We start from the raw sequence: 18,532 nt of genomic DNA, 5'->3' as shown, positions 1-18,532 counted from the left end.
GGTCCCGGGACAGGACCGTGCAGAGCGCGATAGCGTCACCGCTGAACCACGTAGCGCGTTGTCCGGGGCGGATTCCCGGCCCTGAAACGCTTGTACCACCTTGGAGGTGAGGGTGTCCCAGATCGCAGGCGAGCCCGCGACCCAGGACTTCGTGGAAGTCCGGCTGCCGGCCGCGGGGGCCTACCTGTCGGTGCTGCGCACGGCCACGGCCGGCCTCGCGGCCCGTTTGGACTTCACCCTCGACGAGATCGAGGACCTGCGCATCGCGGTCGACGAGGCCTGCGCGATCCTGCTGCAGCAGGCCGTGCCGGGATCGGTGCTCAGCTGTGTCTTCCGGCTCGTCGACGACTCGCTCGAGGTCACCGTCTCGGCGCCGACCACCGACGGCCATGCCCCCTCGCGGGACACCTTCGCCTGGACCGTCCTGTCCGCGCTCGCGGGCAAGGTCTCCTCCGCCGTGGACGAGGACAAAACCGTTTCGATCAGCCTCTACAAACAGCGCGGCGCGGGACCCGGGCCGGCGTGAGGAACGAGGACGGGCCGGTGCGGGACGAAGAACGCGGCACACGGGAGCTGCCGGCCGGGGGTGTGCCGGACGGCATCGACGGCATCCCCGAGCAGGCCCGGCCGCATCCGGAGGAGGACTCCGGACCGGTCGGGGCCCCGGGCGGGCCGGCGGACGGTGCCGGACGGCGCAGGCCCGCGGGCGGCCGGACGGGGGCTGCCTCCGGCCAGGCGGGCGTCCCGGCCCGCCCGAGGCCGGCGACGGGGGACGAGGCGAACGCTCGGGGAAGGGCGACGGGCGGGACGATGAACGAGCACGAGCGATACGCCGAGGACGAGGCGCCGCGGGCGCCGGGTGTGCCGGGTGTGCCGGCCACACCGGCCGCCCGCAGCGCGCCGGGCCCTCAGGGCACGCACGGCACGCACCACGACCCGCTGGACCGCAGCGGGGCGCGCGCCATGTTCCTCCGGCTGCGCACCCTGCCGGACGGCAGCCCCGAGTACGCGGAGCTGCGCAACCAGCTGGTCCGCATGCATCTGCCGCTGGTGGAGCATCTGGCGCGCCGCTTCCGCAACCGCGGTGAGCCCCTGGACGATCTCACCCAGGTCGCCACCATCGGTCTGATCAAGTCGGTCGACCGTTTCGACCCGGACCGGGGCGTGGAGTTCTCCACCTACGCGACCCCGACGGTGGTCGGCGAGATCAAGCGGCACTTCCGCGACAAGGGCTGGGCGGTGCGGGTGCCGCGCCGGCTGCAGGAGCTGCGCCTGGCGCTGACCACGGCCACGGCCGAGCTGTCCCAGCTGCACGGCCGCTCCCCCACGGTGCACGAGCTCGCCGAGAAGCTGGGCATCTCCGAGGAGGAGGTTCTGGAGGGCCTGGAGTCGGCCAATGCGTACTCCACGCTGTCCCTGGACGTCCCCGACACCGACGACGAGTCCCCCGCGGTCGCCGACACCCTGGGCGCAGAGGACGAGGCGCTGGAGGGTGTGGAGTACCGGGAGTCGCTCAAGCCGCTGCTGGAGGATCTCCCGCCGCGGGAGAAGCGGATCCTGCTGCTGCGCTTCTTCGGCAACATGACCCAGTCGCAGATCGCGCAGGAGGTCGGCATCTCGCAGATGCACGTCTCCCGGCTGCTGGCCCGCACACTGGCGCAGCTGCGGGAGAAGCTGCTCGTCGAGGAGTGACCGAGGGTGAGCACACCAGGCGAGTGAGCACATCCGGAGGCGGGCGGCGGGGGCCCGCCTCTGCCGTGCGGACTCTTGTACGCGGCCCCTTGCCGGCCCTCGGTGTGCGGCCCCTTGCCGGCCCTCGGCCGTGCGGCTCCTTCGGGGCGCTTCGCGGCGCTGCTACTTCTCGGCGTTCCCCGGTCCCCTGATCCCGAGGGCCTTCGTGGTCTCCGCGTTGATCAGCAGCACCAGGGAGCCGACGGCGACGACGGCGAGGGCGATGCCGGCCGGGATGGCGATGCTGTCGGCCTGGAGCAGGTTGTAGGCGACGGGCAGGGCCATGATCTGGGTGATGACGGCCGGGCCGCGGCTCCAGCTGCGCCGGCCGAGCAGTCCGCGGGCGGCGAGCAGCGGCAGCAGCGCCAGGAGGATCAGCGTGATCCCGCCGGTCACGGCCTGCCGGCGGTCGTCCGGCTCCCCGGTGATCCCGAGCACCAGCATCCACACGCCCCCGACGACGAGCGTCAGCCCTTCCAGGGCGACGAGCCCCGCGGCGTAGGTCAGGCGGCGCGGGCGGGGGCCGGTGGTGTCCGGTGCGGTGGCGGAGGTCTGGTCCTTGCTCACCCCAGAAGGGTAGCCCTCACCCTGGGCGTGGTACCGCCCAGTAGGTACCCTGCATCGCATGCGTGCACTTCTCGTGGTCAATCCGGCGGCAACGACAACCAGTGCGCGCACGCGCGACGTGCTGATCCACGCACTCGCCAGTGAGATGAAACTGGACGCGGTCACCACCGAGTACCGCGGGCACGCACGCGATCTCGGCCGGCAGGCCGCGCAGAGCGACGACATAGACCTGGTGGTGGCCCTCGGCGGCGACGGCACGGTCAACGAGGTGGTCAACGGTCTGCTGCACGCCGGCCCCGACCCGGAGCATCTGCCGGGCCTCGCGGTGGTCCCCGGCGGCTCCACCAATGTCTTCGCCCGTGCCCTCGGTCTGCCGAACCAGCCGGTGGAGGCCACCGGTGTGCTGCTGGACGCGCTGCGTGAGGGGCGCGAGCGCACGGTGGGCCTGGGGCTCACCTCGGGCACGCCGGGCACGGAGGACGAGTCGGTCCCGGCCCGCTGGTTCACCTTCAACGCGGGGCTCGGCTTCGACGCCGGGGTGGTCGGCCGGGTCGAGCAGCACCGCGAGCGCGGCAAGAAGTCGACGCACGCGCTCTATATGCGGCAGGTCGTGCGGGCCCTGTTCGGCGAGCCGCACCGCCGGCACGGGGTGATCAGCCTGGAGGTGCCGGGCGAGGAGCCGGTCCAGGACCTGGTGCTCTCCATAGTGTCGAACACCTCGCCGTGGACGTTCCTGGGCAACCGCCCGATCTACGCCTCCCCCAAGGCCTCCTTCGACACCGGCCTGGACATCTTCGGGCTGAAGCGTCTGTCCGCCGGCGCGGTTGCCCGGTATGGCACGCAGTTGCTCGCTTCGTCCCCCGAGCGCGGCCCCAAGGGCCGGCACGCTGTCTCCCGGCACGATCTCACCCAGTTCACCTTGCATTCGAAGGTGCCACTGCCCCTTCAGATGGACGGTGACCACCTGGGGCTGCGTACCAGCGTGACGTTCACAGGTGTACGCCGTGCACTGCGTGTGATTGTGTGAGCAGAACGGGCCAAAGTCCTTTCACTCGAACGTTTAGGCCAGGGTCCACCCCATGGAAGTACGGCTGTGACCTAGTCGACACCGAAGAATCCAAAAAAACTTCCCGGAAGGGGTTGTATCCGGGGTCGAGGTTTGCGAGTCTCTACATGGCGATCGGGACGGCCCGCAACACCGGCCTCCACAGATCACCGGAACCCCTCTACGAACCCAAGGACCACGCCAGGGAACCTGGCGGTCGGCCCTTCCCTTGTTGAGGGATTCGTGAAAGCGTTCACATTCACAAGCAACCCGCAGTAATACCAAGGAGAGGTAGCAGCCATGGACTGGCGTCACAACGCCGTTTGCCGCGAGGAAGACCCCGAGCTCTTCTTCCCCATCGGCAACACCGGTCCTGCGCTGCTGCAGATCGAGGAAGCCAAGGCCGTCTGCCGCCGCTGCCCGGTGATCGAGCAGTGCCTGCAGTGGGCGCTCGAGTCCGGCCAGGACTCCGGCGTCTGGGGTGGTCTCAGCGAGGACGAGCGTCGTGCGATGAAGCGCCGCGCCGCCCGCAACCGGGCCCGTCAGGCCTCCGCCTGACACACCCACCCTGCTGACAGCCTGAGCTTGGCGGCGCGTGCACCGCGTACGCATCTCCCGCCCCCGAGCCGCAGCGCGCAGTTCCCGAATGCGCATCAGCCCCGGACCGTTCACCGGTCCGGGGCTCTTTGCCGTCTGCCTCCGGTCGCCTACTTGTCGACCTGCACCGGGATGTCCAGGATCACCCTGGTCCCCCGCTCCGGCGCCGGGACCATGTCGAAGGTGCCGCCCAGCTCACCCTCCACCAGGGTCCGGACGATCTGCAGCCCCAGATTGCCGGCGGTCTTCGGGTCGAAGTCCTCGGGCAGACCGACCCCGTCGTCCTGGACGGTGACCAGCAGCCGGGCGTCCCTGCTGGTGCCGCCGCGGACCGCGGAGACCTCGACCGTGCCGGTGTCGCCCTCGCGGAACCCGTGCTCCAGGGCGTTCTGCAGGATCTCGGTGAGCACCATCGACAGCGGGGTGGCCACCTCCGCGTCCAGGATGCCGAAGCGGCCCGAACGCCGGCCGGTCACCTTGCCCGGCGAGATCTCGGCGACCATCGCGAGCACCCGGTCGGCGATGTCGTCGAACTCGACGCGCTCGTCCAGGTTCTGAGAGAGCGTCTCGTGCACGATCGCGATCGAGCCGACCCGGCGCACCGCCTCCTCCAGCGCCTCCCGGCCGCGGTCGGAACCGATCCGGCGGGCCTGCAGGCGCAGCAGTGCGGCCACCGTCTGGAGGTTGTTCTTCACCCGGTGGTGGATCTCCCGGATGGTGGCGTCCTTGGTGATCAACTCCCGTTCACGGCGGCGGAGTTCGGTGACGTCCCGGAGCAGCACCAGCGAACCGATGCGTGTCCCCTTCGGTTTGAGCGGGATGGCGCGGAACTGGATGACCCCGTCGTGCGCCTCGATCTCGAACTCACGGGGCGCCCAGCCGCTGGCGACCTTGGCCAGCGCCTCGTCCACCGGGCCGCGGGACGGGGCCAGTTCGGCGGTGGTGCGGCCGAGGTGATGACCGACCAGGTCGGCGGCGAGCCCCAGGCGGTGGTAGGCGGACAGGGCGTTCGGGGAGGCGTACTGGACGATGCCGTCGGCGTCGAGCCGGATCAGCCCGTCGCCCACGCGGGGCGAGGCGTCCATGTCCAGCTGCTGGTTCGCGAACGGGAAGGCCCCGGCCGCGATCATCTGGGCGAGGTCGGAGGCGCTCTGGAGGTAGGTGAGCTCCAGCCGGCTGGGGGTGCGCACGGTGAGCAGATTGGTGTTGCGGGCGATCACGCCGAGGACCCGCCCCTCGCGCCGCACCGGGATCGACTCGACGCGGACCGGCACCTCCTCGCGCCACTCGGGGTCCCCCTCGCGCACGATCCGGCCCTCGTCGAGCGCCGCGTCCAGCATGGGCCGGCGGCCGCGCGGGACGAGGTGGCCCACCATGTCGTCCTGGTAGGAGGTGGGGCCGGTGTTGGGCCGCATCTGGGCGACGGAGACATAGCGGGTGCCGTCACGGGTGGGCACCCACAGCACCAGGTCGGCGAAGGAGAGGTCGGAGAGCAGCTGCCACTCCGAGACCAGCAGGTGGAGCCACTCGAGATCGGTGTCGTCGAGGGCGGTGTGCTGGCGTACGAGTTCGTTCATGGAGGGCACGTCAGCGAGCGTACCCGCGCGATTGTGCAGCGCTGAAACACCCGCGGTGTGCGCCCCGGGACAGGGGCGGTGTGCGCGCTGGATCACGGGCGGTGTGCGCGCTGGATCACGGGCCGTGCGGGCCCTGAGACACCCGCGGGCCGCGGCGCCTGAGAGGGACCCTCAACCCTCCCGGCACCGCAGCCCGGAGCATGATCGGCCGTGGGGTGTGCGGTCCCGGTCGGCCGAGCGTGAGGATCCGGTGCAGTCAGGGCAGAGAGCCCCGGACCCTCGGTCCGCCTTCCTGTGCGGGGGAAGGCAGGTCTGTGTGTTCCTGTCTGGCATTGTGGACTAGACCACTAGCCATGTCCATGCTCGCGACGAGCGCTTCCGTCCCGTTCGCCGCCTTCTGCCCGGTCGCCGGGCCGGCGTCACGTTCAGAACGCAGCCTAGCTCGAAGGAGTTCCCCTGCGGAGCCGCTCGGCCGCGCAGTTTTCCGAATGTGATGGCGCCGGCGTCCGCGGGGGCACGGGGAGTGAGGACCCCGGCGAGCGCGAGCCGTCCGCGCGCCGCTGGAAGGCCGGAGTGACTGGAGCGAGGAGACGAAAGAGGCGGAGAAGGGCCATGGGACGGGACCCGCTCCTCTGTTAGATTGGTCTAAACCACATCCGGGACGGATGCCCGCACCGGCGTCGCACCCGGCCCGAGCCCTCCTTCCAGATCGGCAGGCCCAGCGTGGAAGTTGTCATCGTTCCGGACGCCCCGGCCGGCGGCGAACTCATCGCCGAGGCCATCGCTCAGCTCCTGCGGCGCAAGCCCGACGCCCTGCTCGGTGTGGCCACCGGCTCGACGCCGCTGCCCGTCTACGAGGCGCTGGCCGCGAAGGTGCACGCCGGCGCGGTCGACGCCTCCCGGGCCCGGGTGGCGCAGCTCGACGAGTACGTGGGGCTGCCCGCCGACCACCCCGAGTCGTACCGCTCGGTGCTGCGGCGCGAGGTGCTGGAGCCGCTCGGCATCCCGATGGAGTCGTTCATGGGCCCCGACGGGACCGCCGAGGACGTGCAGGGCGCCTGCGAGGCGTACGACAGGGCGCTGGCCGAGGCCGGCGGCGTGGACCTGCAGCTGCTCGGGATCGGCACGGACGGGCACATCGGCTTCAACGAGCCGTGCTCCTCGCTCGCCTCGCGCACCCGGATCAAGACGCTGACCGAGCAGACCCGGATCGACAACGCGCGCTTCTTCGACGGCGACATCGAGCAGGTGCCGCACCACGTCATCACCCAGGGCATCGGCACCATCCTGGAGGCCCGCCACCTGGTGCTGCTCGCCACCGGCGAGGGCAAGGCGGACGCGATCGCGGCCACGGTGGAGGGCCCGGTCGCCGCGGTGTGCCCGGCCTCGGCGCTGCAGCTGCACCCGCACGCCACCGTGGTGGCCGACGAGGCCGCCGCCTCCAAGCTGAAGCTGGCCGACTACTTCCGTCACACCTACGCGAACAAGCCGCGGTGGCAGGGGCTCTGATCACCGTCTCACGACCCCGTCATGGACTAGACCAGCCCCCGTCCCGGCGGTATACAGAGGAGATCACGGAGCGTGCGGGGCACCGCCCCGCCGCGAGCCGTGCCACGATGTGGTCCGTGGCCGATGGGGATGTCGGTCGCTTCGGGACTCGGAGCCGGGAAGGCAGAGCATGAGCACCGACGTCAGCAGTGCGGAGAACGAGAACGGGACCACGGTCCGTACGGCGCGCGTGCCCAAGTACTACCGGCTGAAAAAGCACCTGCTGGACATGACCGAGACCGCGCCGCCCGGCACTCCGGTGCCGCCGGAGCGGACGCTGGCCGCGGAGTTCGACACCTCGCGCACCACCGTGCGCCAGGCGCTGCAGGAGCTGGTGGTCGAGGGGCGCCTGGAGCGCATCCAGGGCAAGGGCACGTTCGTCGCCAAGCCCAAGGTGTCGCAGGCGCTGCAGCTGACCTCCTACACGGAGGACATGCGCGCCCAGGGACTCGAGCCGACCTCGCAGCTGCTCGATCTGGGGTACATCACGGCCGACGACCGGCTGGCCGAGCTGCTGGACATCGCGCCCGGCGGCCGGGTGCTGCGCATCGAGCGGCTCCGGATGGCCAACGGCGAGCCCATGGCCATCGAGATCACCCATCTGAGCGCCAAGCGCTTCCCGGCGCTGCGCCGCAGCCTGGCGAAGTACTCCTCGCTCTACACGGCCCTCGCCGAGGTCTACGACGTGCATCTGGCGGAGGCCGAGGAGACCATCGAGACCTCGCTGGCCACCCCGCGCGAGGCCGGCCTGCTGGGCACCGATGTGGGCCTGCCGATGCTGATGCTCTCGAGGCACTCGCTGGACCGTGACGGCAAGCCGGTGGAGTGGGTGCGCTCGGTGTACCGGGGCGACCGGTACAAGTTCGTCGCCCGGCTCAAGCGCCCTCAGGAGTGAGCGGTCCGCTGCGGTCCCGCGCGCTCTCGGCGGGGCCGTCCGCGGTCCTCGGCGGGCCACCCATTCCCGGCAAATCGGACGGTTGACAGAGATTTCGTTGCTGTTGTTTTGCGGTTGAGCGGCGCTCGCATACCGCTGAGCGGACGCGGGGTTCCTGACCTGGTGCGCCTGACCTAGATTTCCTGCGCATTGCCAGCCGGTGAACCGTGAGGGGACAGGAGCCGCAGATGTCGCAAGCCCCAGTTACCGGCAGGGAACCGGTGGTGACGCCCGTGCGCGTCGTCATCGGTCTCTGCCTCGTCGCACCGTTCGTCGCCATGCTGTGGGTCGGCTCGTACGCCAAGACCGACCCGGTGCTGATCGGCATCCCGTTCTTCTACTGGTACCAGATGCTGTGGGTGCTGATCTCGACCACGCTGACGATGGTCGCCTACAAGCTCTGGCAGCGTGACCAGCGTGCCCGCAAGGCCTCGAAGGGCGGTGCGGAGCAGTGAACGAGGACGTCAACGTCGTAGCGCTCGCCGTCTTCATCTTCTTCTTCGTGCTGGTCACGGTCATGGGCTTCCTGGCCGCGCGCTGGCGCAGGGCGGCGAACGAGCACACCCTGGACGAATGGGGCCTGGGCGGACGGTCGTTCGGTACCTGGGTGACCTGGTTCCTGCTGGGCGGTGACCTGTACACCGCGTACACCTTCGTGGCCGTCCCGGCGGCGATCTACGCGGCAGGCGCGGCGGGCTTCTTCGCGGTGCCGTACACGATCCTGGTGTATCCGCTGATCTTCACCTTCCTGCCCCGCCTGTGGTCGGTGTCGCACAAGCACGGCTATGTGACCACCTCCGACTTCGTGCGCGGCCGCTTCGGCTCGAAGGGGCTGTCGCTTGCGGTGGCGGTCACCGGCATCCTGGCGACGATGCCGTACATCGCGCTGCAGCTGGTCGGCATCCAGGCCGTGCTCGACGTGATGGGCGTCGGCGGCGGCGAGAGCACCAACTGGTTCATCAAGGACCTGCCGCTGCTGATCGCCTTCGGTGTGCTGGCCGCGTACACCTACTCGTCCGGTCTGCGGGCGCCCGCGCTGATCGCGTTCGTCAAGGACACGCTGATCTACGTGGTGATCGCGGTGGCGATCATCTACATCCCGATCAAGCTGGGCGGGTTCGACGACATCTTCGCCAGCGCGACCAAGGCCTTCGGCGAGACCAACCCGGCCACCGGCCAGCCGCGCGGTGCGCTGGTGCCGGGCGACGCGGGCCAGTGGACGTACGCGACACTGGCGTTCGGCTCGGCGCTGGCGCTGTTCATGTACCCGCACTCGATCACGGCGACGCTGTCCTCGCGCAGCCGTGAGGTGATCCGCCGCAACACCACGATCCTGCCGCTGTACTCCCTGATGCTGGGCCTGCTGGCGCTGCTCGGCTTCATGGCGATCGCGGCCGGGGTGAAGGTGCAGAACGGCCAGCTGGCGATCCCGCAGCTGTTCGAGAACATGTTCCCGGACTGGTTCGCGGGCGTGGCCTTCGCGGCCATCGGCATCGGCGCGCTGGTGCCGGCGGCGATCATGTCGATCGCGGCGGCGAACCTGTTCACCCGCAACATCTACAAGGACTTCATCAAGCCCGACGCCACGCCCAAGGACGAGACGCGGGTGTCCAAGCTGGTCTCGCTGCTGGTGAAGGTGGGTGCGCTGGTCTTCGTCCTGACCATGGACAAGACGGTGGCGATCAACTTCCAGCTGCTGGGCGGCATCTGGATCCTGCAGACCTTCCCGGCGCTGGTGGGCGGCCTGTTCACCCGCTGGTTCCACCGGTGGGCGCTGCTGGCCGGCTGGGCGGTCGGCATGATCTACGGCACGGCCGCCGCGTACGGGGTGTCCTCGCCGACGCAGAAGCACTTCGGCGGCAGCGCGGACGAGATCCCGGGCATCGGCGAGATCGGGTACATCGGTCTCACCGCCTTTGTGATCAACGTGCTGGTGACGGTGGTGCTGACCTTCGTGTTCAAGGCGGTCAAGGCGCCCGAGGGCAACGACGAGACCCAGCCGTCGGACTACACGGCGGACGCGGGCGACCCCGGTGTCCAGGTGGAGCTGCCGCCGGCCACCGCGGCCGCCGAGCACTGACGCGCTGACGCACTGACGCACTGACGCTCTGATGCGCTGAGCGCGGTTCCCGCGCCGTCGTGGGCCGGGCACGGGCCGCCGGAGAGATCCGGCGGCCCGTTGTCGTACCCGTGCGGCAGACTCGGCCCATGGACATCGTCATCAGGCCGGTGCAGACCGAGGAGTACGAGGAGCTGGGGGAGATCACCGCCCGGGCCTATCTCGACGACGGGCTGCTGGACTTCGGGGAGAGCGACTCCTACCTGGGCGAGCTGCGGGACGTGGCCAAGCGGGCGGCGGCCGCCGAGGTGCTGGTCGCCGAGGAGCGGGGGCGGCTGCTGGGCGGGGTGACCTTCGTGCCGGACGGAGGGCCGATGGCGGACATCGCCGGGCCGGGCGAGGCCGAGATACGGATGCTCGCGGTGGACCGGGCCGGCCGGGGGCGGGGCGCCGGGGAGGCCCTGGTGCGCGCCTGTGTGGAGCGGGCGCGGGCGCTCGGGTGCGAGCGGATGGTGCTGTCCACGCAGGCGTCGATGCATGCGGCGCACCGCATCTACGAACGGCTCGGGTTCGTCCGCACCCCCGAGCGGGACTGGAACCCGGTCCCGCACCTGGACGACCTCACGCTGCTCACCTATGAACTGACGCTCTGACAGCATCGCGGCACAACATATGGGGGTGCTCTCACCACCCGGCACAAGATGTATGCTCATGCTCGCTGTCGCCGCAGGGGAATCCGGTGCGAATCCGGAACTGTCCCGCAACGGTGTACTCGTGCGTGCCCGCATCTCGTGTGCGTGCCACGGGCCAAGTCCGAGGACCTGCCGGCAGTGCGCCCGGCCGTCCGGTCGGGTGCCCTGACGTCCGGGCCTCGCGGAATGGGCCGGTGGACGCGGCGCCGCGTGCGCTCGTGAGCTGCCTCCTTCCCTCGACGAGGCCCCTGTGCCGAGCGAGGGAGACCCCACGTGACCATCGCGCCAGCCGATCCGGCTTCAGCGATCGACGTGACCGAGGCGGGCGACGGCCCCGGTGCCGCGCTGCTGCGGACCCTGACCGAGCTGACCGCCGACCTGCCCGACGCCGACCCCGGCCGGGTGGCCGCCGCCGCGCTGCGCGGCCGCTCCGCCCGCGCCGACGAGGCGGAGCTGCGGGAGCTGGCCACCGAGGCGGCGGCCGGGCTGATCTCCGAGGACCCCGCCTACTCCCGGCTCGCCGCCCGGCTGCTGACCATCGGCATCCGCGCCGAGGCCGCCTCCCAGGGCGTCACCTCGTTCACCACCTCCGTCGCGACCGGTCACCGCGAGGGCCTCATCGCGGACCGGACCGCCGCGTTCGTCCGGCTGCACGCCGAGCGCCTGGACGCGCTGATCGACACCGGCGCCGACGACCGCTTCGGCTACTTCGGCCTGCGCACCCTGCACAGCCGCTATCTGCTGCGGCACCCGATCACCCGCAAAGTGATCGAGACGCCCCAGCACTTCCTGCTGCGGGTGGCCGCCGGTCTCGCCGAGGACGACACCGTCCGCGCGCTGGAGGAGGTCGCGGCGCTGTACCGGCTGATGAGCCGGCTGGACTATCTGCCCTCCTCCCCCACGCTGTTCAACTCCGGCACCCGTCACCCGCAGATGTCCTCCTGCTACCTGCTGGACTCCCCCAAGGACGAGCTGGACTCCATCTACGACCGCTACCACCAGGTGGCCCGCCTGTCGAAGCACGCCGGCGGCATCGGGCTGTCGTACTCCCGCATCCGCTCCCGGGGTTCGCTGATCCGGGGCACCAACGGGCACTCCAACGGCATCGTGCCGTTCCTGAAGACGCTGGACGCCTCGGTGGCCGCGGTGAACCAGGGCGGCCGGCGCAAGGGCGCGGCGGCGGTGTACCTGGAGACCTGGCACTCGGACATCGAGGAGTTCCTGGAGCTGCGCGACAACACCGGTGAGGACGCCCGGCGCACGCACAATCTGAACCTGGCGCACTGGGTGCCGGACGAGTTCATGCGGCGGGTCAGCGCCGACGAGCAGTGGTCGCTGTTCTCGCCCTCGGACGTGCCCGAGCTGGTCGACCTGTGGGGCGAGGAGTTCGACGCGGCGTACCGCAAGGCGGAGGCGGCGGGCCTGGCGAGGAAGACCCTGCCCGCGCGTGAGCTGTACGGGCGGATGATGCGCACCCTGGCGCAGACCGGCAACGGCTGGATGACCTTCAAGGACGCCGCCAACCGCACCGCCAACCAGACCGCCGAGCCCGGCCAGGTGATCCACTCCTCCAACCTCTGCACGGAGATCCTGGAGGTCACCAGCGACGGCGAGACGGCGGTGTGCAACCTCGGGTCGGTCAACCTCGGCGCGTTCGCCGACCCGGCGACGAGGGACATCGACTGGCAGCGGCTGGACGAGACCGTGCGCACGGCCGTGACCTTCCTCGACCGGGTCGTCGACATCAACTTCTACCCGACCGAGCAGGCGGGCCGCTCCAACGCCAAGTGGCGGCCGGTGGGCCTCGGTGCGATGGGGCTGCAGGACGTCTTCTTCAAGCTGCGGCTGCCCTTCGACTCCCCGGAGGCGAAGGCGCTGTCCACGAAAATCGCCGAGCGGATCATGCTCGCCGCCTACGAGGCCTCCGCCGATCTGGCCGAGCGCAACGGGCCGCTGCCGGCCTGGGAGAAGACCCGCACGGCCCGGGGTGTGCTGCATCCCGACCACTACGACGTCGAGTTCGCCTGGCCGGAGCGCTGGGCGGCGCTGCGGGAGCGGATCGCCTCCACCGGCCTGCGCAACTCGCTGCTGCTTGCGATCGCGCCGACCGCCACCATCGCCTCCATCGCGGGCGTCTACGAGTGCATCGAGCCGCAGGTGTCCAACCTGTTCAAGCGCGAGACGCTCTCCGGTGAGTTCCTCCAGGTCAACTCGTACCTGGTCGATGACCTCAAGCGGCTCGGGGTGTGGGACGCGCGCACCCGGGAGGCGCTGCGCGAGGCGAACGGCTCGGTGCAGGGCTTCGCATGGATCCCCGAGGACGTGCGGCGGCTGTACCGCACGGCCTGGGAGATCCCGCAGCGCGGTCTGATCGACATGGCCGCCGCCCGCACCCCGTTCCTGGACCAGTCCCAGTCCCTGAACCTGTTCATGGAGACGCCGACCATCGGCAAGCTCTCCTCGATGTACGCGTACGCCTGGAAATCGGGCCTGAAGACGACGTACTACCTGCGTTCGCGCCCGGCGACCCGGATCGCCCGCGCGGCCCGCGCGCAGCAGCCCACCGTCCCCGCGCAGACCACCGCCGATCCCGAGGCGGTCGCCTGCTCCCTGGAGAACCCCGAGTCCTGCGAGGCATGCCAGTGACCACCAGCACCACCCGTCCCCAGAACCTGCTCGACCCCGGCTTCGAGCTGACGCTGCGGCCGATGCGGTACCCCGACTTCTACGAGCGCTACCGGGACGCCATCAAGAACACCTGGACCGTGGAGGAGGTCGACCTCCACTCCGACGTGGCCGACCTCGCCAGGCTCAGCCCGTCCGAGCAGCATCTGATCGGCAGGCTGGTGGCGTTCTTCGCCACCGGCGACTCGATCGTGGCGAACAACCTGGTGCTGACGCTGTACAAGCACATCAACTCGCCCGAGGCGCGGCTGTATCTGAGCCGTCAGCTGTTCGAGGAGGCCGTTCACGTCCAGTTCTATCTGACGCTGCTGGACACCTATCTGCCCGACCCGGACGACCGGGCCGCCGCCTTCGCGGCCGTGGAGAACATCCCGTCGATCCGGGAGAAGGCCGGGTTCTGCTTCAAGTGGATGGACTCGGTGGAGGAGATCGACCGGCTGCGCACCAGGGAGGACCGCCGCCGGTTCCTGCTCAACCTGATCTGCTTCGCGGCGTGCATCGAGGGCCTGTTCTTCTACGGGGCCTTCGCCTACGTGTACTGGTTCCGCAGCCGGGGCCTGCTGCACGGGCTGGCGACCGGCACCAACTGGGTGTTCCGCGACGAGACGATGCACATGTCGTTCGCCTTCGACGTGGTCGACACCGTGCGCAAGGAGGAGCCGGAGCTCTTCGACGAGGAGCTGGGCCGGCAGGTGACCGACATGCTGCGCGAGGCGGTCGAGGCGGAGCTGCAGTTCGCCCGTGACCTGTGCGGCGACGGGCTGCCGGGGATGAACACCGAGTCGATGCGGCAGTACCTGGAGTGCGTAGCCGACCAGCGGCTGACCCGGCTGGGCTTCGCCCCCGTCTACGGCTCGGAGAACCCGTTCTCGTTCATGGAGCTGCAGGGGGTGCAGGAGCTGACGAACTTCTTCGAGCGGCGCCCGTCCGCGTACCAGGTCGCCGTGGAGGGCACGGTCGACCTGGACGAGGACTTCTAGGAGCCCCTAGGAGACCTCCCCGGTCTCCGGGAAGGCTCTTCGGCCGGTGTCCGTCCGGGTGCCACCTCGTCTCACGCCGCTCGCGCGGTGTGCTGCGAGGTGGCGTCACGGCGCGACGTGTGGCCGGCGGAGGCCGACGTGTGGCCGGCGGGGGCACGGGGCGTGACCCGTGTCGTGTCCCTTGCGGTCCCGGCCTGCCGGAGCTGACGGTCGATCCTCCGCTCGTGCGCGATGCCGATCGCGGCGGGGAGGATCATCAGGGCGAACAGGGCGAGAACGACGAGCATTCCGATCAGTGCTTCCATGTGTGCCGTATCCATGGACACCACTGTCGCGCCAGACACTCCTTACAAACAGTGGCAGGACTGCCGCACACCCTCGATTTCCTGCCAATGACGCGGCACACTGGGAGCATGCTCCGCAATGTGGCCGCCGTCCTCCTCAACGGCGTGAACCCCTTCGAACTCGGTGTCGTCTGCGAGGTCTTCGGCATCGACCGCAGCGACGAGGGACTGCCGGTGTACGACTTCGCCGTGGCCTCGGCGGAGGGCACCGTGCTGCGCTGCAACTCGGGCCTCACCCTCCAGGTGGAGCACGGCCTGGAGCGGCTGGAGGAGGCCGATCTGGTCGCCGTGCCGGCCGGGTCCGGCTTCGAGAGCCGCACGTTCCCGCCAGAGCTGCTTCAGGCCCTGCGCCGGGCGGTGGACCGGGGCGCTCGGGTGCTCAGCGTCTGCTCCGGGGTCTTCGTGCTCGCCGCGGCCGGGCTGCTGGACGGCCGCCGCTGCACCGTGCACTGGCGCCACGCCGAGACGCTGAGCAGGCAGTATCCGCATCTGACGGTGGAGCCGGACGTGCTCTACGTCGACGAGGACCCGGTGATCACCTCCGCGGGCACCGCCGCCGGGATCGACGCCTGCCTGCACCTGGTCCGCAAGGAGGAGGGCCCGGAGGTGGCCAACAAGATCGCCCGGCGCATGGTGGTGCCCCCGCACCGCGACGGCGGCCAGGCCCAGTACATCGAGCGCCCGCTGCCGCAGCACTCCGGTGACACGGTGGCCGGGGTGCTGGTGTGGATGGAGCAGAACCTCGACCAGGAGGTCACCGTCGAGCAGCTCGCCGCCCGCGCCCATATGTCGCCGCGCACCTTCGCCCGCCGCTTCCAGCAGGAGACCGGCACCACGCCCTACCGCTGGATCCTGCGCCAGCGGGTGCTGCTCGCCCAGCAGCTCCTTGAGAGGACCGACGAGACGGTGGACGCGATCGCGGGCCGCACCGGCTTCGGCAACGCCGCGGCGCTGCGCCACCACTTCGTGCGCGCGGTGGGGACCACCCCGCAGGCCTACCGGCGCACGTTCAGGGGCACGGAAGCCGCCTGAACGTGCGCCGTGCCGGCCGGCGACGCGCGCCGGGGCCGGCCGGTCAGCGGGGCAGCGCCCGCAGCATCAGCCGCCTGGGCCGCAGCGTGATGCCGATGCGGGGCCGGGTGTCCGAGCCGGGTGCGTGCTCGAACCGGTAGTTCGAGGCGATCGCCGCGGTGATGAGCGTCAGCTCGGCCATCGAGAAGTGGTCGCTGGGGCACTTGCGGTTGCCCACGCTGAACGGGCTCATCGCGTACTTGGGCACCTCCTTGGACCGCTCGGGGAGCCAGCGGTCGGGGTCGAACTCCTCGTGCCGCCGGTACGACCGGTGGTCGCGCTGGATGGCGTACGGGCTGTAGATGAGGTCGGCCCCCTTGGGAATGCGGTATCCGCCGAGTTCCGTGTCGGCCACCGCCCGCCGGGTCAATATCCAGACGGCCGGATACAGGCGCAGGGTCTCGGTCACGACATTCGCGGTGTACGCCAGCTTCCGTACGTCCTCGAATGCGACCTGCCGGTCACCGACGACGGCTTTCACCTCGTCGCGGATCTTGTCCCCGATCTCCGGGCGTTCGGTGAGAACCAAGAGTAGCGACATGATTACAGATCCGACGGTTTCACTGCCGGGCGTGAGTATCGCGATGACCTGGTCGTGGATCTCCTGTTCCCCGATGGGCTCGCCATTCTCGTCCTCCGCCTCGAGCAAAGCCGTCAGCAAATCGTCCGGCTTTTGACCGCTTGCCCGGCGGTCGGCGACGATCTCGTCCACCAGGAGGTGCAGATCGGCCAGTGCCCGGTTGAATTCCCGGTTGGCCGGAAGCGGCACCTTATACAGCGGGCCGAGCGGCACCACCATGCGCTGGTACATGCCGCTGAACAACGTGGCGAGCGCGGCGCAGATGCGTTCGGCGCGGGCGTCCATGTAGCTGCCGCGCATGAGGCAGCGGGCGGCGACCCGCACCGCCACCCGGAAGGATTCCGCGGTGACGTCCAGGACCTGGCCGGAGCGCCAGCGCTCCACCAGCGCGTACGCCTCCTCCGCCATGATCGGGCCGTAGGCGGGTATCGCGTCGAGCCGGAAGGCGGGCTGGATGGTGCGCCGCTGGCGGCGGTGCAGCGGCCCGTTGGCGGTGGCCACGCCCTCCTTGCCCAGCAGGCTCTCCAGGGACTCCCACAGCGGGCCGGCGATGATGTAGTCGGGACTGAGGGCCACCGCGCCGGTCAGGGCGGGGGTGGTGACGGCGTACACCGTCTTGGGGCCCAGCTTGAGGCGGACGACGTCACCGTGGTCGCGCAGCTGGGCCAGGAAGGCCAGCGGGTCGCGGACCAGCTTCCAGCCGTGACCGAGGACGGGGACCGCGCCTCCGGCCACCGGCGGCTGCCGCAGTCCGGTCGCTGAGCGTGTCTCGGTTGCTTCGGGCCGCACCGACTCGACGGTCATTTCTCACCTGCCGCTTCGTTGTTGACGTACGGGGGCGTGGACCGGTCGTCCCAGCTGTCGACCATGTACCGGCCGGACTCGTGGTGGAACCAGTAGACGGAGCTGAACCAGTTGCGCATATTTCCGAGGCAGGACTGCACGGCGCCGCTCAGTTCCTTTCCTCCCACCGTCCCGTCGTCGAGGGAGTCGGCGAACCGTAACGCCTCGCTTTCCGCGGCGATGAATTCGGAGATGCATTTCTCGATACGCCGCCGCATTTCGGCGATCGCCTCTTCCAGACTCAGCCCCTCGTGCGTGATGAGACTGATTCCGAGATTGTGCACCTCATTGCCCGCGATCTCCTTCGGGAGCGAGCAGAGGTCGTTGTACCAGGCGGCGAATTCCTGGCTGAGCAGTGCCGCCCGGTGAAACGCCGGATTCTCCCGTACTTCGGCCGGGAGTTCGCATCCCGCACTGGGCTCCAGCAGATCGGTCCAGATCCAGTGCGCGAAGGTGAGCCGGCGCAGTTGCAGATACTCCTCGACCCCGGGGACCACCCCGTTGGTGCGGTTGTGGAACTCGCGGTCGTAGGCCTCGATCACCTCGTGGAAGTGCCCGGCGAACCGGAGGTTCCAGCTGCCGGGCAGGAAGGAGCAGAGCCGCCGCACACTGTCCGAGAAGCCCGCGACCAGTGGATCGCTGTGACTGAGGTGATCCTCGGGGCTGTCGAGGGCGGTGTGCAGCTGGTCCTTCAGCCGCCGCCAGGCGGCGGGCCGGCCGTGCACGATGTCGCGGTCGTGCCGGTCGTCCCAGACGAAGAACCACGCACTGTAGTCGGCTATGGCCTGCAGGACCTCGTCGGCGGCTCCTATGTAGTAGCCGGCCATGAGGTCGGTGTAGCACAGTCCGTCGGCATATTCCGCCACCTTGTCCGCCGACATGAGCCGTTTTTCGAGCAGCCACGCCCGGGTCCGCTTCTGGAGCGTTGGCCAATACGGATGGAGTTGCCGCGGAAACGCCCTCTCGATCAACGGGAGAGACAACGACGGTGGAACTGCGATGGCGCTCGGTGCGGATGTGGTGCCGTGTGACAAAGCATGCACGAACAATCCCCTCTCAGCGGCCAGTTGACACGCGCCCGTCCCCCGTGCCGGGCGTGCGCCGGTGTCACGCATCCCCGCACATCCATTCAGCACCACAACGGACCGCTCTGGGAATGGATTTGCTTCTTTCACTACCCCCGGATGCCGAGATTCTCCCCATGTGTGTCTGATTCTGTATCAGGAGAGGACCGCAGGGGATCGAACGTGTGACGAACATACGAACGGCGTCCCGCCGG

The 18,532-nt window shown here is 69.9% G+C and carries 17 protein-coding genes and 1 riboswitch; of the genes, 12 read left to right on the top strand and 5 right to left on the bottom strand.

Going from position 1 to position 18,532, the window contains the following annotated elements; translation table 11 throughout:
- Window positions 1-112: 112 nt before the first annotated feature.
- Window positions 113-526 (top strand): ATP-binding protein, encoded by a 414-nt coding sequence (locus ABD207_RS05115; protein WP_004925829.1) that lies wholly within the window; start codon window positions 113-115, stop codon window positions 524-526.
- Window positions 523-1,692 carry an RNA polymerase sigma factor SigF gene (locus ABD207_RS05110; RefSeq protein WP_344010357.1) on the top strand — a complete coding sequence of 390 codons (1,170 nt, stop codon included), beginning with the start codon at window positions 523-525 and terminating at the stop codon, window positions 1,690-1,692. Before ABD207_RS05115 ends, ABD207_RS05110 begins: the two co-directional genes overlap by 4 nt.
- Before the next feature lie 162 nt (window positions 1,693-1,854).
- Here ABD207_RS05110 and ABD207_RS05105 read toward each other — a convergent pair whose 3' ends face one another.
- The gene (locus ABD207_RS05105) at window positions 1,855-2,298 is read right to left on the bottom strand and encodes a hypothetical protein (RefSeq protein ID WP_344010355.1); all 444 of its coding nucleotides are present in this window, start codon (window positions 2,296-2,298) and stop codon (window positions 1,855-1,857) included.
- A gap of 58 nt (window positions 2,299-2,356) precedes the next feature.
- Here ABD207_RS05105 and ABD207_RS05100 point away from each other — a divergent pair, with 58 nt between their 5' ends.
- Window positions 2,357-3,325 carry a diacylglycerol/lipid kinase family protein gene (locus ABD207_RS05100; protein WP_344010353.1) on the top strand — a complete coding sequence of 323 codons (969 nt, stop codon included), beginning with the start codon at window positions 2,357-2,359 and terminating at the stop codon, window positions 3,323-3,325.
- A gap of 318 nt (window positions 3,326-3,643) precedes the next feature.
- Complete coding sequence (locus ABD207_RS05095; RefSeq protein WP_003992873.1) at window positions 3,644-3,901, top strand: WhiB family transcriptional regulator; 258 nt, start codon at window positions 3,644-3,646, stop codon at window positions 3,899-3,901.
- Between the two features lie 149 nt (window positions 3,902-4,050).
- Here ABD207_RS05095 and ABD207_RS05090 read toward each other — a convergent pair whose 3' ends face one another.
- Window positions 4,051-5,517 (bottom strand): sensor histidine kinase, encoded by a 1,467-nt coding sequence (locus ABD207_RS05090; protein ID WP_344000037.1) that lies wholly within the window; start codon window positions 5,515-5,517, stop codon window positions 4,051-4,053.
- Between the two features lie 723 nt (window positions 5,518-6,240).
- Between ABD207_RS05090 and nagB the strand changes: the two genes are divergently transcribed.
- The 7 genes from nagB (at window position 6,241) to ABD207_RS05055 (ending at window position 14,415) form a co-directional block, all read left to right on the top strand.
- Complete coding sequence (gene nagB / locus ABD207_RS05085; protein ID WP_344010352.1) at window positions 6,241-7,026, top strand: glucosamine-6-phosphate deaminase; 786 nt, start codon at window positions 6,241-6,243, stop codon at window positions 7,024-7,026.
- A 169-nt stretch (window positions 7,027-7,195) separates the two neighbouring features.
- The gene (locus ABD207_RS05080; protein ID WP_167997297.1) at window positions 7,196-7,960 is read left to right on the top strand and encodes a GntR family transcriptional regulator; all 765 of its coding nucleotides are present in this window, start codon (window positions 7,196-7,198) and stop codon (window positions 7,958-7,960) included.
- Window positions 7,961-8,187: 227 nt separating this feature from the next.
- A complete protein-coding gene (locus ABD207_RS05075) occupies window positions 8,188-8,454 on the top strand; it encodes a DUF3311 domain-containing protein (RefSeq protein ID WP_344010349.1) in 267 nt (88 codons plus the stop codon).
- Entirely contained in the window at window positions 8,451-10,079 is a 1,629-nt protein-coding gene (mctP, locus tag ABD207_RS05070; RefSeq protein WP_344010348.1) for a monocarboxylate uptake permease MctP, read from the top strand. The genes ABD207_RS05075 and mctP overlap by 4 nt, the downstream gene beginning before the upstream one ends.
- 128 nt (window positions 10,080-10,207) lie before the next feature.
- Window positions 10,208-10,711 (top strand): GNAT family N-acetyltransferase, encoded by a 504-nt coding sequence (locus tag ABD207_RS05065; RefSeq protein ID WP_344010347.1) that lies wholly within the window; start codon window positions 10,208-10,210, stop codon window positions 10,709-10,711.
- A gap of 52 nt (window positions 10,712-10,763) precedes the next feature.
- A riboswitch (cobalamin riboswitch) is annotated at window positions 10,764-10,901 on the top strand.
- A 122-nt stretch (window positions 10,902-11,023) separates the two neighbouring features.
- Window positions 11,024-13,396: a ribonucleoside-diphosphate reductase subunit alpha gene (locus ABD207_RS05060; protein WP_344010345.1), complete on the top strand. Its 2,373-nt coding sequence runs from the start codon at window positions 11,024-11,026 to the stop codon at window positions 13,394-13,396.
- Between the two features lie 62 nt (window positions 13,397-13,458).
- Entirely contained in the window at window positions 13,459-14,415 is a 957-nt protein-coding gene (locus ABD207_RS05055; protein WP_425580629.1) for a ribonucleotide-diphosphate reductase subunit beta, read from the top strand.
- Window positions 14,416-14,486: 71 nt separating this feature from the next.
- On the opposite strand, the gene ABD207_RS05050 is transcribed toward ABD207_RS05055, so the two are convergent.
- Entirely contained in the window at window positions 14,487-14,720 is a 234-nt protein-coding gene (locus ABD207_RS05050; protein ID WP_344010342.1) for a hypothetical protein, read from the bottom strand.
- A gap of 108 nt (window positions 14,721-14,828) precedes the next feature.
- Here ABD207_RS05050 and ABD207_RS05045 point away from each other — a divergent pair, with 108 nt between their 5' ends.
- Window positions 14,829-15,791 (top strand): helix-turn-helix domain-containing protein, encoded by a 963-nt coding sequence (locus ABD207_RS05045; protein ID WP_344010340.1) that lies wholly within the window; start codon window positions 14,829-14,831, stop codon window positions 15,789-15,791.
- Between the two features lie 43 nt (window positions 15,792-15,834).
- Here the strand turns inward: ABD207_RS05045 and ABD207_RS05040 are convergent, their stop codons facing one another.
- Both ABD207_RS05040 and cyc1 read right to left on the bottom strand, forming a co-directional pair.
- Window positions 15,835-17,214 carry a bifunctional albaflavenone monooxygenase/terpene synthase gene (locus ABD207_RS05040; protein WP_344010337.1) on the bottom strand — a complete coding sequence of 460 codons (1,380 nt, stop codon included), beginning with the start codon at window positions 17,212-17,214 and terminating at the stop codon, window positions 15,835-15,837.
- Entirely contained in the window at window positions 17,211-18,296 is a 1,086-nt protein-coding gene (gene cyc1 / locus ABD207_RS05035) for an epi-isozizaene synthase (RefSeq protein WP_344010540.1), read from the bottom strand. The genes ABD207_RS05040 and cyc1 overlap by 4 nt, the downstream gene beginning before the upstream one ends.
- Window positions 18,297-18,532 lie beyond the last annotated feature (236 nt).

Origin of the sequence: Streptomyces thermospinosisporus, from assembly GCF_039526425.1 — a bacterium.
GTDB lineage: Bacteria > Actinomycetota > Actinomycetes > Streptomycetales > Streptomycetaceae > Streptomyces > Streptomyces thermocarboxydovorans.
Note: the sequence above shows the minus strand (reverse complement) of the source record. Positions and strands in the feature narration are given on the sequence as shown.